The following is a 15,606-nucleotide window of genomic DNA, read 5'->3' on the forward strand; positions in this document are numbered from 1 at the left end:
CAATAATCCACCTCTTTTACAGATGAAAAATGATTAAAGCGAACTCACATTTTATTATCAAACTCACGTTAGGTTACTTTAAGATGAGCATCTTGCGCAGGAGCGACAGATGATCCGCCTGGAGTTGATAGAAATAGATACCGCTCGCAACGCGTTCACCAACAGCGTTTCTGCCGTCCCAATACGCCGCACGACTTTGACTCGTGTAGTAGCCTTCACGTTGATGTCCGAGATCCAAATGCCGGATGACGGTGCCGCGTGTGTCATAGATAGTGATTGTTACCTTACTGGGGTTCGATAAGTGATACGGTATCCATGTCTCTGGGTTGAATGGATTCGGATAGTTCGGAAGCAATGCTGTCTCTTCTGGAATCAGCGATGCTAAAAGGCGTTGAAGGTTCGCAATGCCTTGTTGGAAAACAACAGAACCGTCATCTTCAAGTTGTGCCTGCTCTATCCACGCCTGTATTATCGCAGGATCCAATCCGTGTATATCGTCCATAGATAGCATTGAAGGGGCAGCTAAGCCGTTTGATTCACCCATATTCTGGGAAACAAGAATGAGGTCCAAGATGTTAACAATTCCGTCGCCATTTAGGTCAACATCGGAGTTGGCGGGGACAGTTTTTCCAAGGTAGCGAGCCACAAGCACCATATCCAGAATGCTTACCTGACCATCCCGATTCACATCTCCGGTAGTCTGTTCCCCACCTACAGTAATGACGACCTCATGCGGTCCTGCATCGATGGACTTACCGGTGATAGAAGCGAGTTGAAAGTTATCGAGTCTCAATTGCGTTTGTCCAGGTGCTTTTGCCGTAAATGTTACCGACAACAGCGTGCCAGTGCCACTGACACCGTCTTCGCCGAGTCGCGCTGCACTCAGACCTTTAATCTTACCCGACCGATTATCAACCGTTCCTCTCTGAAAGAAGGTCGTTTCGCCACCTGTTTTCAGGAAGTCGCCTTCGTTGATTTCAACTGCTTCAAGCACAGTGGGGTCATAAGCCATATCAAATTGCCACCCCGCTAAATTGTAGATGTCTTCTGCCCGAATTTCAAGCGTGAAGGTATCGCTGGCATCGATGATAGGTTGGGAAAACGCGTATCCGACACGCGGGTTTAACACGATATACTCTGCTTCAGGGTTAAACCCCCAAAAACCGTTACCCCCCGTTCGTGTTGCAACTAACAAGACATTTACGCCCTCTTTGAGCGTAACAGGAACGAAATGTTGGTAATCCGCACCACGTGTCCCCTGAAGTTTCTCATGGACCAAAGTGCCGTTGAGCCACGCTTTACCGCCACCGTCATTACCGGCAAACAGCGTTACCTCTTGTTGCCGGGGTGAATACAGGACGATACATCCATAAATAACACCGGGCATAAAAGGACCTGCTAACACCTCCTCTGTTAACACCTCCGCCATGTTATTCCGCCCTGTAGTCGGTATTTTGTCGGAATACCAGACACTATTTCCAACAGGATTCCCTTCAGTCGCGCCATGGGTTGAAACCTTCAGTTCTGTTACCTTGCCACCACTCGCTTCTGCGAGAACATCTAAATGTTCGAGAAGATCATCTGTTGGGTGCTCCAGCTTCCCGACAACAGCACTTCTAACATCTGCTTCTGGCACGAACACCCATAACCAGGGACCCTCTATTTTGGGACCGCCTTGCGGAAAACCTGGATTGGTGTGATTAATGATCGTTACATCCTCGCTGAATCCATCTAAAGGCGAAAGGTCGGATATCATATTTCCGCCAACGTGCAGCCATGTTAAGTTCTTTAACTTTGTAACGGGCGATACATCCACTATTCTGTTTTCTGAAAGCTCCAGCCACTTCAAACCGGTCAACTCAACTAAGGGCGATATATCCGATAGGGGATTGCCTGCAACACGTAAGCGTGTTAACCCGGTTAATTTCGCCACGGGTGAAACATCCGATATCCCGCCTCCCAGAAGATACAGTTCTTTCAAATTCTTTGCACCCTCCAGGGTTGATATATCAAGATCCCCACCACAAATATCTATGATCTCGAGATCTACGAGTGGCGACAGGTCGAACAAAGGGTTGCCCCAAGAATCAAACTCCTTCAAGTTCGGCAATCCCGCCAGAGGTGAGAGATCGGATATGTTGTTATGACTAATCCGTACCTCTCTAAGATTTTTTAATCCTGTCAGCGGCGATAAGTCACTTATTTCATTGGCACTGATATCTAAGAGATCCAGTTTCGTTAATCCCGCCAGTGGAGATAAGTCAGATATTTGGTTTCCCTCAATTTTTAACCATTCCAAATTTGTTGCGAACTCAAGTCCGGTCAAATCGCTGATGCCCTTTTCTTCAGGAGAAATCTGATGTAACCTCGTCATCTCTTCCACTGTAATTGGGGTGTTTGGTGTTTTTCCGAGATTTTCTTCAATGAACGCACGCAAATTCGGGTCGGGGATGTAGACAGATGCCCCAGGGATGCGTTCCGTCTGCTGGTCAAGGGAAATAGCGACGTCAGGGAAATCCAACGCAAACACGATTTCACTAAACTTCGATGTCCATGTATCTCTTTTCATCGTGCCATTTTCTAAGACTAACACCCCTAAATTTTTCAAATTCGCGGAGGCACGCATCCTTTTGAGAAACGCTTCGGTCTCCAACCCAACGGCGGCAGCGGCATGCGCCGCATCAACCGGTCTTTGAAACGCCTCGTAGAACCGCTGAACGGGTTCGATCCCGCCAAACACGTCGCCTGTCGCTTCAAGTGCCTGCCTGTAACGGATAGTATCCTCAGCCACAAGGGCATCCATCGTCGTTTGCTCTGTGTAGAGCTGCAACGCGCGTGCTTTGTTAAATGGCGGATTTGGATTCTGCTGAACAACGTCACGCACTTGATCTTCAAAATCTTTCATCCCCCCGGTGTGGCAACCGATACAGGAGAGTCCGTTACGGACAGTCGGATCACTCGCAGCCGGATTGGAAACGATACTTATTGGTGCCTCATCAAGTCGTCTGCCGCCGGCATCCGCCAAATAGTACGCCTGCAAACCGTTGGGAAGGTTGAAGATGATTTCACCACCGTCGTGGGTGAAAGAGAGTGGATGCGTAAAGATGTTCTGTGCGCCGACGCTCCCAGCAAAGTCATAACTTTTCCAATACGCGCCATACCGAGAGATGTGGCGTTCAACGACGCGGTTGTGGTTTGAGACACCCGAATCGCTGAAACCCGCACGCCAGACGCGTTTTCCGGCTGCGTTCCGAAGATTTTCAACAACATTTACCTCAAGTCGTGTCTCCAATTCATGATCGGTTTCTGGAAGATTCAAAATGTCGTGATAGAGCGGGGGCAAGGAGGCAGTCGCAAGAAACCAATCCACATGAACAAATGGGACTTCACAGTTCATTACCTCACGTAGATTTGTGAGTTTCTCACGAAGTGCTGTCTGTGTTGGTGCGCTGAACTCGATACTGTACGGATATACCTGTTCAATCTGTGTCCATCGATTACTTCCAATCTCCCATTCGTAGTCTCGGAGGTCAATATAGAAGATGGTTTCTTCCGGGTCAATAGGCTTTGGTATGATAACCTCGCGTCCCCAGGAGAGGCTATTCACGAGTTTAGAGAGTGCCCGCTGATAGGCATGCAGTGCCTCAGTCGTCTCACCGGCATTATAGAGATGGGTGAGTGTGAAATAACGTGCGAAGGTGCGGTCGAATGGAGAAAGCAAGTTGACGTGCCTCTCAATCGCTTCAAGCATCTCCTTGGGTGTAATGAAGGATCCATCTGCTTCGACGGTGTCCTCCCAATTCGGTGCGCCTGCTTGAATCCAATTACCAATCGTCAGAATCGCGGCAGGAGGCAGTTGTGGTTGACCCAACGGCATCCGTTTCGCTGGATCGTTTGTGAGGAGTCGCTTATAGAGTTCGGATTCAATAGGTTTTCCCGGAACGACCGCTCCAGTTTCAAGGAGTGCGGTGTGATCAATGATGATTTCTTCAGTAAATGCGCCGTGCTCTCCATGGCAATTAAGACAACTTTGCTCAAAAATGGCATACGCCTGCTGTGCGAGATTCTGTTGCGCATTAGCATTGTGAAAATTGCCCAGAATGAGGGGCAATAGGGAAACAAATGTCATAAAAATTTTCCAGTTTTTCATGTACTTTCTCCTTGTTCTATCTGAAAAGGGTGTGTTTGTTGGGTTTCGCTCTATCTGCTGACAAAAAAGCGTATTGGCGAGTCGGAGTTTCAGCAACAACAAGACAGACTGCGTTTTTTACCGCTCAACCCAACCTACGGCACTACTGATAGCTGAGGCACAGGAAACTAACGGTCTCCTATGCTACAATTGTTCAAAGTTTAGATGATATGAGTTTACTCAAAGGTATTTGCAACGGCAACTAAATCGAGTACATTCACAACACCATCACCATTAACATCTGGGGTATCTTTACCAAAGGCATTTGCAACGACAACCAAATCGAGAATATTGACGATACCATCGCCGTTGACATCCGCTGGCAGGGAGGTATCTAATCTCGATTCCGATTTCAAATATATCTCGCCATCTAAATCGGGAATAGTATGCAAGCGTTTCTCGGTCACACCGCTCGCAACGCCTGATACCTCTTCTGGGAACTGGATCTGCTGTTCCTTACCAGAACGGTTGTAGACTGCCCAACCATTGGTGAACTCGCGGATAAATAAGCCATCACGATTTTCGTAAAGTTGTGCCTTTTTGCCTATAGGACGACCCAAGTCAACATCCCAGAAGGAATACCAGAATACGCCAGTTTTTGCATCCGCCTCATATATCATATACGCATTAGAATGTGTTAAACACAGCGTCGTGTAAAGGCGGCTTAAGTCGTTATTTGTTGAATCTCTAATATTATAGATTCCAAACGCGTTTATCTGTGGCTCTCTATAATTATTTTCCGCCCATTTCAACATATCTTCATACAATATCAGATGTTCACGACTATATTTTGCATTACTTTGAAATTGTGAGTCTAATTCTATAAAGGCACCATTGACATAGGAAGACCACCTCGGTATTGCCTGTCCATTGGTATTAACGATGATTAGGAAATCCTCAGAAACTGCCGCACGGATCCGCTGGAGTATGATGTCCCTTGCCTGATGTTCTTCTTCTATCGTGTGATCATTATGGAGGCGATGACCATAATTCCAATGATCAAAGAAAATCCCGTCATAAACACCACATTCTGCAACCGCTATAGCCTTTTCAACGACAATATCTTGCACTTCTGGTTTTGTGAAATCTAATAAAAAATCAACAGCTTCACCTTCATCTATATCCTCAGCTAACTCCATAAAATCTATACCCCCATCTATACGCGGATTGCCCCTTTTATCTCGCGTAAAGCCTGGAAAATCCAGTGGAAACTCATCTGAACATTGAGTGAAGTATCCAACCGCCAAGAGAGATATACTATTGGGGTTCAATGATAGCCACGCATCTCGCTTCCGATAATTATCCGCCACACCGCCCACTAATTTCCATCCATTGGGAGTTTTTGCCCAACTTAATCCAAACTGAAAACCGTGCCAAAACAAATCAAAATACGCGTTTTCTTCTATAGTTGGAAGATCTATATTGCTAAGTTCCGACCAAGCACCAAAAATAGACGGGAATGTACGTGATTCGATACGCTCATGCACAGGGATGCCCATATCCGGCACATCGCAGATATCTTGCCAATCCATATATTCTATATTTGGTAAACTCAAGAGAGGTGTGTAATCTAAAATTGGATTCCTAATTATGTACAACTCCTTGAGGGTTACTAAATTAGCGAGTCGCGTAACGTCAGTAATACGGTTATGCGTCAAAGCTAAATACTCGAGATTAGGCAAGTGTGCCAATGGTAATACATCTTCGATTAGGCAACCAGATATGAACAGCAATGTCAGAAACTTTAAGTTCGACAGCGGTGTTAAATCCCTAATCGGGTTACCGTGTATACTCAAGTTTGTTAGATCCACAGCATATTCGAGTCCTGTAAGATCCGATATTTCGCTTCTTTCACCTTCCTTAAAATCGACCAAGAGTCTCATATGTTCTTTGGTCAGTCGTGTTTCCATAGGCAAGCTTAACTGCCTTTTCACCGCTGCTCTGAGATTCACATCCGGCATCCAGTTTTTTTGAGCAGGAACACTTGTTGTAACACATAGCCAAAGCACTATCAGAAAATATCTCATATCTATCTTCATATCTTATTCCTTCACGGAACACCGCACATACAGCAAGAAATTTTCTATGCGGACGGACGCGGAGATTCAGATAAGTATAACGCGTAATATCCTTCACTCTTGAGGAGCCCCAAAAGCATTCGCTACAATCACGAGATCCAAGATATTCACGACCCCATCCGCATTGAGATCAGGTTCCTGACCTCCAAGAGCGTTTGCAACCATCACGAGATCAAGAATGTTAATCGCATCATCATTATTGATGTCTGCGGGTGCGTTTCTCGTAACTTTCCGAGGAGCAGTGGGGTTGAGGAGGTATATCTCACCATCTAAATCGGGGAGGGTGTGAACGGTGTTATTCACGTCACTAGCTACGCCTATTGCTGAGGTCGGCAAAGTGATTGTTTGTGTCTGCCTGAATTCACGGATAAAAAGCCCTTCGATAGAGACACCTTTAGGCGTTTTGTAGCGTCGTCCCTTTTCACCGACAGGACGCCCCAGTGGAGCGTCATAGAAAGGATACCAGTATTGTTGGTGGGTATGATCGCCAGATTTACCAACTGCGTGTTCCTGTGAATGTCCTTCCCAAATCTCATAAATATGTTGGTGGTTGGATCCAGGAATTCCTGTGGCAAATGAAACATATCCATCAGAATGTGTGAGGCTTAGGGTCGTAAAAACTCGTGCCCATTGCTGATTCTTCGGGGAGTCCAGAGGCTCGCTTGGAAGCCCCCAACCCTCAAGACAGTTTACTTGGGGGTACCTGAAGTTCTCTTCATACCACAACAAGGCGTTTTCAATTTCAACCAAACGTTCGCGAGGGTACCCTTTTACAGTTCCTATCGCTTCCATGAATGCCCCATTAACATACGGAGCGGAGCGAGGTACTTTACGGGTGTTAGTATTAACGATAATGAGAAAATCATCTCCAACCGCTTCACGGATACGCCTAACGAGTGAAACGAGAGCATCCACCTTACTACCATGATAGAGATCTGCCAATTCTTGATCCCATTCTTGTGATTCATCCCACCAATCCATGAAAATACCATCAAAGATACCGCATTTGGCAGCCGCAATTGCTTGTTGGACAAAGTGGTCTTGTACTTCGGGGTGTGTGTAGTCTATTAAAAGTTCGCTCCAACCTTCGTCTTGAATTCTATCTCCCGATTTATCCCTGAGCCAATACGGCCAATCCTCTGGATAAGCTTCTGGGTGAGCACCATAATAGTAAATCGAAATAAGGTGCAGATGGTTTGGATTTAGAGCGTGTATCTGATTTCTCAGGCCCTTATCAAATTCAGCGGTTCCGGCGGGACTCGCTAACCTGACACCTTCTTCTGCAGAAAATTGAAAGTGGGTACTGCGGAATCCTCCTCCCCAAAACAGGTCGCGGTGTGCTAACATATTTTTAAGATATGACCATTCATGTATATCATCGGGCCTTGGATGGTTTAGGAGTGAATGCGCCCAAGGTACAAACACAGAAGGGTATGACCTATTTACGACGCGTTCTACGATATTGTCCCTACCTGTCTCGCATATTTCTTCAGAATATCCGAGATGTGTGAAAAGCAGCAGTAATAAAATAAAGAAAAATTTTTGCTTCATTTATGAAATTCTCCGTTTCTATATAGGTATGTGTCTGAGTCGACCATGTCTGTAGGATACCGTTTAACGACTGGAAAAGTAACTGTATATGCCCCTGGCGATTGCCAACATCTGCCCTCATGACTTTATTAATATAAGGATTAATTCCAGTTATAGTAGATTCCCATGACTTTAGCCTGCTCCAAGAGCATTAGCGAGATAATGAGATTCAGGACATTTACAAATATCTACAACGGCATTACCTTTAACAGTCAGAGATGAACTCGCTTCCTATTTCAGATAAATCTCGCCATCTAAATCTGGAAGGATATGCTGTGTGCCGGTGATGCCACTTGCTACACCGGTGGTTCGTTCCATGAGTTGTATCTTTTGTGGTTTTCCGCTACGATTGTAGACTGCCCAACCGTTGGTGAACTTCCGAATAAACACGCCTTCCCGGTTTTGATACAACTGCGATTTCTCGCCAATGGGTTGACCGAGGTCAGCATCCCAGAATGGATACCAATAGTGTTGGTGGTTGTGCTGATGTGGTTCACCTTTTATATGGTCTATCTTATGTCCAGGTGAGATCTCGTATTCATGCTTATGGATTATGCCCGATATTCCGACGACGTAGCAAACGTAGCCATCAGAATGTGTCAAGCCCAAAGTTGTAATAACACGCATCATTTGCTGGTTCCGGGGAGAATCCGGTGGCTCAAGCGGAATTCCCCGACCTTCAAGCGCATTTATTTGCGGTCCACGAAAGTTTTGCTCCGACCATAACAACGTGTTTTCAATTTCTCGGAGATGGTCGTGTGTGTAAGCCGTATCCCCTTCGTCCAGAATGGTTTCTATGAACGTCCCATTAAGATAAGGTGCAGAAAGTGGTGCTTTAGTCTGTCCCGTATTGACAACAATCAGAAAATTGTCACCAGCTGCCTCACGAATACGCCGCACCATAGACAGTCTCGCCGACCATTCGGCTTCAACGTCTCGATAATAGCCCCCTTTGTCATCCTCAAGCGTAGCCGTGCCTTCCTGCCAGCGTCCCAAGAAGATACCGTCGTAGAGACCGCATTTCGCTACGGCGAGCGCCTTCTGAACGAGGATGTCTTGGACGACAGGGTGTGTGAAATCTATCAGTAAGGTTGAACCGCCAGCGTAAGCTTGAACTCGATCGCCGTTTTCGTCTCTTATCCAATGGGGCCACTCTTCGGAGTAGTCGCTTGGATCGGCATCGATGTAGTCGAGACTCACAAGTCTTGTAAAGTTAGGGTTTTGTGAAAGCAGATACTCTCTTTTCCAGCGCGCATCGTCTATTCTACCAAAGAGTCGAAGCCCTGTCGGTGTAGGATGCCATTGCAGGTGAAACCCCGGTCCCCCCCAAAACAGATCGTGATAGACGAGTTTCTCATCATCAGATAGGTTTGGTAAGTTGAGAACATCGGAATACCACGCTGAAAAGACTGAAGGGTAATCCCTATCTTTGATACGAGGTGCTACCGCGACTCTGGATATATCATCACTGACCCGAAAATTGCCACGCTTGTTTAACACCTCTAAGTGCGTCAGCTCATCGAGTGGTGAAAAATCCCGAATATCATTATTTTCTATCAACAACTTTTTGAGATTGATTAACCCTGCGAGCGGTGAAATATCTTCGATTTGATTCTTCCACAGATGTAACGTCTCTAAACGCGTGAGTGCCGCGAGCGGGCGTAGGTCTGAAATCTGGTTCTCTCCCAAATCAAGAAAAGCAAGTCCTGTTAGACGGGACAAAGGAGATATATCGTGAATCTTGTTCCCTATCAGAACAAGTGCTTGCAAATCAGTCGCATGCTCTAAACCTGTAAGATCGACGATCCCTTTGTATCGCACATCGAGGGATGTTAAGTGTTGCTGAAGATATGCCCGGGTCAAAGGGGCATCTGCCGGGATGTCAAGTTTCTCTCGGACAGCCTGTCGAAGCGCGGCGTCCGGCATCCATTGTGTTGCAGAAAGTCTGAGTGAATCCTCCGAGGCATTGAGAGTTGCGTCTCTCTCAGAAGCGTGTAAACCGTTCCCATTGTTTTTACTGATAGTGGTAGTTTGTCCAATCTGATTTCGCAGTGCGGGTTTTGCGTCAATATCAAGAACAATAGGCGCGTCAATAATTTCAATAGTAGGTTCGGATTCAGCCTCGAAGCTGTAAGGTTTCTGAAAATGTGCGAGGTATTGGTTACTGACACTGAGCATTAATAGCGTTGCTAAAACCACAGCTGCGCCAAAAGCCGCCCACGGCAAGAACGGTTCCATTTTTGGAGCCGGTGTCGGTTGCATGTCAGCGACTTGCTGAGCGATGTTCTGTCTTATATTCGCTGATAACTGGACACCGCCGAGATACTCTTGGACAAAGAGATCTTCTTTCTCCTTTAAACGCTCTCGTGCCCGACGCAGACGACTGCTAATCGTCTTTACGGAAACACCTAAGAACTTGCTAATCTCTTTTGTTGTCATTTCGCCGAGATAGTAGAGGGTTACGACCGTGCGTTCACTCTCTGGGAGTTTCTCAAGAAGTTTTTTGACGAGATCATGACGATGTTCGGCTGCTTCTAACTCACGGTCTCTCTCCACATAACGCTCATAGGTTATACTGTCTATTTCTTTCACAGATGTTTCCTCTAATGATTGCATCGCAGGCTTTTGCTTTCGCATCCAATCAATGCAAAGTCGATTTGCAATGACATACAACCACCCAGCAAATTGATGCGGATTTTTCAGGGTCGAGAGTTTTCTGTATGCCTTGAGAAAGGTATCCTGCGTAATTTCTTCTGCATAGTGAAAGTCCTCAACCTTCCGCCACACAAGGGCGTGCACGCTTTTTTGATACTTTCCAACCAAGATATCAAAAGCCTTGTCGTCTCCCGATAAAACCCTATGAATCAGTTGAACATCGTCTTCTCTTTTCAAGAGTTCCTCTCCTAATGAACAGACGTGGTCGTGTTCATATTGCCAAAAGATTGAATCAAATGTGAACTTGATATAATTAAGAAATGGAATGCAGTTTATACCCTCTACCCTTAAAGACGAATTTTCGGGTAGCAAAACCTGCATAATTTGAAAAAACTGATTATAATCTGGATAGAGAGTGCTAAAAGGGGTAATTTACGATTCTTTTTGTCAGGGTAGGGGTTAGTGGAACGGGAAGCAGTATTGTTTTTTCGTACTGTTTCGATAGATTATGTTATCTCTTGTAACCATGTATGCGGATTTCCAACGCGGACTTGAAGTTGGATAGTTAAGCACCCCCTCTAAGAGAAGGCGAGGTCGGAGAGCCTCGCCTTACCGGTAAATCAGGGATAAAACTTACTTGCGTTTAGAGGATGCTTCCATCGCCGGATAGATTTCTATATCCGATCGCGTGATGAGTCCGCCGACGTAGAACGTCAACCAGTCGCCGCAGCGTTCAACCGACATGTACTCGTCGTTATCACTGGCGTATTCGTGGAGTTCAACGTCAAACTTCTCCTCCCCTTCGGCATTGGTAAGGGTGAGTGTGGCGGGGACAACATCCTGTCGATTATACTCGACAGCGATGTCCTCACCCTCACTGTCTGGGTTTGGAAAATAGAGGGTCATCGCATCGGGCAACGGATCGCCGAGTTCACATTCGTCGTCAACAATCCATCGGGAAATCTCATAGTCGTCCTTCGTTCCAGCGATATGATCGACCCCGATAACGATCTCCTCCTCTGCGTCACGGACGTGATACATATAACGGCGGAGACTGTCCGCTTCATACTTTTTGCGTATGACCAGTTTGAAGGCATGCGAAGTATCTCCCGTCTCCTCATAAGTGAGGATGTCGGAGAGTTCAATCATGCTATCCAGCGGGATGTCGACCAACTCATGCCGCTCCGGCTTCTTCGGTTCAGTGTCCTTACGTCTACCGAACAGGGATTTGCCATCTTTTCTGCCAAATAATGCCATGTTCCTCCTAAAAGTAACCCTTGTTATACATGACTAACACAATCACGCCAACAACGAGCATACTTCCGAAGATAAGGAAGAACCACGTCGCCCCGGAGGTTTTATTCTCAACAACAAGGGTTCGCGTGGCTGGCGGTGCGCGTGATGTAGATGTTGTTACCGTGGGCGTTTCCGCTGCTGCTGCGAGGAGTTCCGTCTTCAATGCCTCTTCATCTGGAAGTTCGTCAACTGTGAAAGTCTCGGCACCGTCCCCATAAAACTTATCAGGGTTCTCCTCGACGTAGCTTGCGACATAATTCTCATCTTGGTTTGTGCCAGGATCTACGTAATTCGAGTTTGGCTCAATACCTTGACTCTCGTAATAGTCTCTGTAGTATTCATACTCCGCTTGCTTCTTGGCATCCCAGTGCGAGCGGTCGTAGTCTCGATGATGGTAATGCCACAGGTAACTATGGCGAACCGCATGGTTGTAATGGTCATGGAAATAGATACCAAACATGAGGTTGTTAAACGCCATGGATGCCGCCAAGGGGTACATTGAATATCCCATCATAGGGTAGTAACCACCGAAGTTATTGACGTTAATGGTTTGGCGTGCGTCTCGGCGAGCGCGTGCAGTCTCACGATTTGCTCTGCGGTTCTGGCGTTTCAAGGTCCGGTTTTCTGCTTTGAGTTGTCGAACCTGCTTCCGATTTTGCGACTTCACCTGCCGTTGCTGGCTGCGCGTTGCGCTTCGGGTTGCGGTCGTGCTTCGATTTGTTGCGGTCGTTGCTTTCGCACGGCTTGTTGCAGTCTGCCTCTGGCGTGCTACCGTGCTGGAACGTGTCCCCGTGCTTCTTGAGGCGCTACTTCTGCTATAGGTGCTACCTGTGCTGCGCGTCGTGCGTGTTGACGTTCGTGGGGTTGTATAAGAACGACTGGTACTCCTCGGTGTGGTACTCCGCCGAGTCGTGCTACGACTATAACTCCGGCTGCGACTGAAACTCCGTCCTCCCCGAAAACCACCACCGCGACGACTCTCTACGATATCCGGTGCGAAACTAAACAAAAAGACAACCAGAACCGCAAGGATTGAGAACTTCTGAAATTTACGTTTCACCCTGATTTTCCTCCTTAGATTTTTTTGCTGGAAAAACTTGACAAAAGACGCTGAATTTGTTAAAATTAAGAATACATATAAATCAGGTTCGGTTTCATTCACTTAACCTCCCTGACTTTGAAGATTTATGTGCCTGTAGCTCAGATGGATAGAGCGTCAGCCTCCGGAGCTGAAGGTCGAGCGTTCGAGTCGCTCCAGGCACGTTCTTTTTTTTTCTAATGGACGCGCACGTCGCATTCCAGTTGCGCGAAACCTAATACTCACCATTTTAAAGACTATGCTAACATTAATGAAGAGAGTTGTCAAGGACTTTTGAACGAAAGAGTGTGTAAATATTTTGTCAAAACTTATACAAATGCCGCCCCTACGGGGCTTAGTTTTAGAGCGAATGGCATTTCTACAGAGATTCCACCCCTACGGGGTTGAAGAAATAACAGAACTTTACACACCCTGAACGAAAGGAAAAACATGGCACTTGATGTCCGAGATACCCGATTAACGGATCTGGTTGATCCGGAGGCAACTGTTGAACAAATAGCAACGGGATGCCAATTCACCGAAGGACCCCTTTGGCACGCGACAGAACAGTTTCTGCTTTTTAGCGACATTCCTGCAAACAAGATGCGGAAATGGGATGCGAACGCCGGCATGACTGTTTTTCGTGAACCATCGGGTAAGTCGAACGGTTTGACTTATGATAAAGGCGGACACCTCATCGCCTGTGAGCACGCCAACCGACGGGTCTCAAGAACGACAGCAGATGGGCAAGTTATCACAATCGCCTCGCACTATGAAGAAAAACGGTTGAACAGTCCGAACGATGTCGTTGTGAAATCCGACGGAAGCATCTATTTCACTGATCCTCCATATGGGCTCAGCGCAGCCTACGGCGTTGAATCAGAGAAGGAGCTCGACTTTCAAGGCGTCTACCGTCTGTCTCCAAATGGTGACACATTGACCCTTCTTGTTGACGACTTCGACAGACCCAACGGTATCTGCTTCTCACCAGACGAGTCGATCCTCTACATAAACGACACCGAACGGATGCATGTGCGCGCCTTTGATGTGCAACCCGATGGCACCATCGCAAACGACCGCATCTTCGGTGAAGAAGAAGGGGATACTGGGAAACCGGATGGGATGAAAGCCGACACGCAGGGAAACGTTTATTTAACAGGTCCAGAGGGTATTTGGGTCTTTGCACCTGACGGAACACATCTCGGAATTATTCTCGTTCCTGAACGCGCGGCGAACTTAGCATGGGGTGGAGATGACTGGAAAACCCTTTTCATCACAGCGAGTACGTCCGTTTATCGCGTAGCATGCAAGACAGTAGGAGTCGCAGTCCCGTAACGCCCATGAAAGTTAATATCAAACGCATCGATAAGACGCTTCCGTTGCCGAAATACGAAACTGCCGGTTCCGTCGGCTTCGACCTGATTTGTCGAGAATCCGCAGAGATTGCCCCACAGTCTATCGTCCTGATCCCCGCGAACATCATCGTTGAAACACCCCCCGGTTATATGCTGATGGTATGTTCGCGAAGCAGCACGCCGCGCAAATTCGGCTTGATGGTGCCGCAAGGTGTAGGCATTGTCGATAACGATTATTGCGGTGAAGCGGACGAACTGCAAATTCAGGTCTACAATTTCACAGATAGTGTTGTGAACGTCGAAAGAGGCAGTCGTATCGCACAAGCCATTTTTGTGCGTGTGGACACAGCGGAATGGAACGAGGTAGAACAGATGTCCGACACCTCCCGAGGTGGGTTCGGTAGCACGGATCGGTAATTGTCAAGTACCCCCGACTGAAGTCGGGGGCTTGTTAAGAGGTTAGCTCCAACAAGCCTGTTGTAATAACGGGTTTCTCGTTTCACAGAGGATGGTATCCCAGACCTCTCCACGAAGGGCCAGAGCCGCGTTGTGGTCGCGGTCGAGTTTCAAACCACACGATTTACAATGGAACAGACGCTCGGACAACTTCAATTTGATAGCGGACTTCTGACAACACGCCGAACATGTTTGACTTGTATGGTGGGGTGGCACTTGATGGAAATGTTTGCCATCGCGCTTTGCTACCCAACTGCACCACTCAAAGAACATGCCCCAAGACGCATCAGAAATGGACTTTGCAAGATGCCTATTTTTTACCATGTTGCTCGGTTTGAGTTTTTCAGCAACTACGGCATCAAAGGCTTTGTGGAGAAAAAGTTTGTAAACCGCTTTCGCGAGAAAGTCAAGGCGTTGACACGCAACAATATCTGCCTGCTTCGCCAAAGCATCTTTCGCCTTATACCAGCGTTTACTCCGGTATCGCTTACGCGAAAGGTCTCGATGCAAGCGTATCAACTTCTGTTCCGCTTGGCGATAAAAGCGCGGGTTCTCCTCTTTTTCACCCTCAGAAGTCGTCAAAAAGTTGTCTGTCCCAACGTCTACACCACAAGCAGACTTTGGAACACATTTCAGCGTGTCAGGCACTTCGCAAACGATAAAGACATACCAGCCGCGTGCCGTCTTTTTCAACGTGACCTCTTTCGGGTCTCCGATGAGCGGACGGTGTTGGCGGATCTTGACTTCACCGAGTTTCGGCACTTTCAGCATGTTATGCCGTTTGCCTGTTTCACGGATAGGGTTCTGACGGACACGTATCGTCTGTTTCTTTGTATCCTTGGTCTTTTTACCAACGACTTTCGTATATTTTCGCAGTTCCCACGTCAACGAGCGAACAGAGGTTTTGTA

General features: G+C 47.0%; 9 protein-coding genes and 1 tRNA gene. 3 read left to right on the forward strand and 7 right to left on the reverse strand.

The genetic code is table 11. The annotated features are described in order from the left end of the window. Nucleotides 1-73: 73 nt before the first annotated feature. The 6 genes from J4G07_14940 to J4G07_14965 all read right to left on the reverse strand — a co-directional run bounded on the left by J4G07_14940 (nucleotide 74) and on the right by J4G07_14965 (nucleotide 12,868). Nucleotides 74-4,150, reverse strand: a complete 4,077-nt coding sequence (locus J4G07_14940) for a leucine-rich repeat domain-containing protein (GenBank protein ID MCE2415288.1) — start codon at nucleotides 4,148-4,150, stop codon at nucleotides 74-76. Nucleotides 4,151-4,365: 215 nt separating this feature from the next. Further along, on the reverse strand, nucleotides 4,366-6,228 hold the full coding sequence (locus J4G07_14945; GenBank protein ID MCE2415289.1) for a hypothetical protein: 1,863 nt from the start codon (nucleotides 6,226-6,228) through the stop codon (nucleotides 4,366-4,368). A gap of 93 nt (nucleotides 6,229-6,321) precedes the next feature. Next, complete coding sequence (locus J4G07_14950; GenBank protein MCE2415290.1) at nucleotides 6,322-7,818, reverse strand: hypothetical protein; 1,497 nt, start codon at nucleotides 7,816-7,818, stop codon at nucleotides 6,322-6,324. A gap of 270 nt (nucleotides 7,819-8,088) precedes the next feature. Next, complete coding sequence (locus J4G07_14955; protein MCE2415291.1) at nucleotides 8,089-10,749, reverse strand: sigma-70 family RNA polymerase sigma factor; 2,661 nt, start codon at nucleotides 10,747-10,749, stop codon at nucleotides 8,089-8,091. A 396-nt stretch (nucleotides 10,750-11,145) separates the two neighbouring features. Next, nucleotides 11,146-11,769, reverse strand: a complete 624-nt coding sequence (locus J4G07_14960; protein MCE2415292.1) for a hypothetical protein — start codon at nucleotides 11,767-11,769, stop codon at nucleotides 11,146-11,148. Between the two features lie 7 nt (nucleotides 11,770-11,776). Then, a complete protein-coding gene (locus tag J4G07_14965) occupies nucleotides 11,777-12,868 on the reverse strand; it encodes a hypothetical protein (GenBank protein ID MCE2415293.1) in 1,092 nt (363 codons plus the stop codon). A 129-nt stretch (nucleotides 12,869-12,997) separates the two neighbouring features. Between J4G07_14965 and J4G07_14970 the strand changes: the two genes are divergently transcribed. From J4G07_14970 to dut, 3 genes are all read left to right on the forward strand, one after another. Next, nucleotides 12,998-13,071 (forward strand) — tRNA-Arg (locus J4G07_14970). A gap of 265 nt (nucleotides 13,072-13,336) precedes the next feature. Continuing rightward, nucleotides 13,337-14,221 (forward strand): SMP-30/gluconolactonase/LRE family protein, encoded by an 885-nt coding sequence (locus J4G07_14975; protein ID MCE2415294.1) that lies wholly within the window; start codon nucleotides 13,337-13,339, stop codon nucleotides 14,219-14,221. A 5-nt stretch (nucleotides 14,222-14,226) separates the two neighbouring features. Continuing rightward, a complete protein-coding gene (gene dut / locus J4G07_14980; GenBank protein ID MCE2415295.1) occupies nucleotides 14,227-14,658 on the forward strand; it encodes a dUTP diphosphatase in 432 nt (143 codons plus the stop codon). 42 nt (nucleotides 14,659-14,700) lie between these two features. Here dut and J4G07_14985 read toward each other — a convergent pair. After that, nucleotides 14,701-15,606, reverse strand: a 906-nt coding sequence (locus J4G07_14985; protein ID MCE2415296.1) for a transposase, incomplete at its 5' end; no start/stop codon positions are given.

The sequence above is a fragment of the Candidatus Poribacteria bacterium genome (genome assembly GCA_021295715.1).
In the GTDB taxonomy this organism is placed as follows: domain Bacteria; phylum Poribacteria; class WGA-4E; order WGA-4E; family WGA-3G; genus WGA-3G.

Excerpts from the sequence above, each read along its gene's own strand:
- J4G07_14975 (MCE2415294.1), top strand. The coding sequence starts at position 13,337 with ATGGCACTTGATGTCCGAGATACCCGATTAACGGATCTGGTTGATCCG.
- J4G07_14960 (MCE2415292.1), bottom strand. The coding sequence starts at position 11,769 with ATGGCATTATTTGGCAGAAAAGATGGCAAATCCCTGTTCGGTAGACGT.
- dut (MCE2415295.1), top strand. The coding sequence starts at position 14,227 with ATGAAAGTTAATATCAAACGCATCGATAAGACGCTTCCGTTGCCGAAA.
- J4G07_14940 (MCE2415288.1), bottom strand. The coding sequence starts at position 4,150 with ATGAAAAACTGGAAAATTTTTATGACATTTGTTTCCCTATTGCCCCTC.
- J4G07_14945 (MCE2415289.1), bottom strand. The coding sequence starts at position 6,228 with ATGAAGATAGATATGAGATATTTTCTGATAGTGCTTTGGCTATGTGTT.
- J4G07_14950 (MCE2415290.1), bottom strand. The coding sequence starts at position 7,818 with ATGAAGCAAAAATTTTTCTTTATTTTATTACTGCTGCTTTTCACACAT.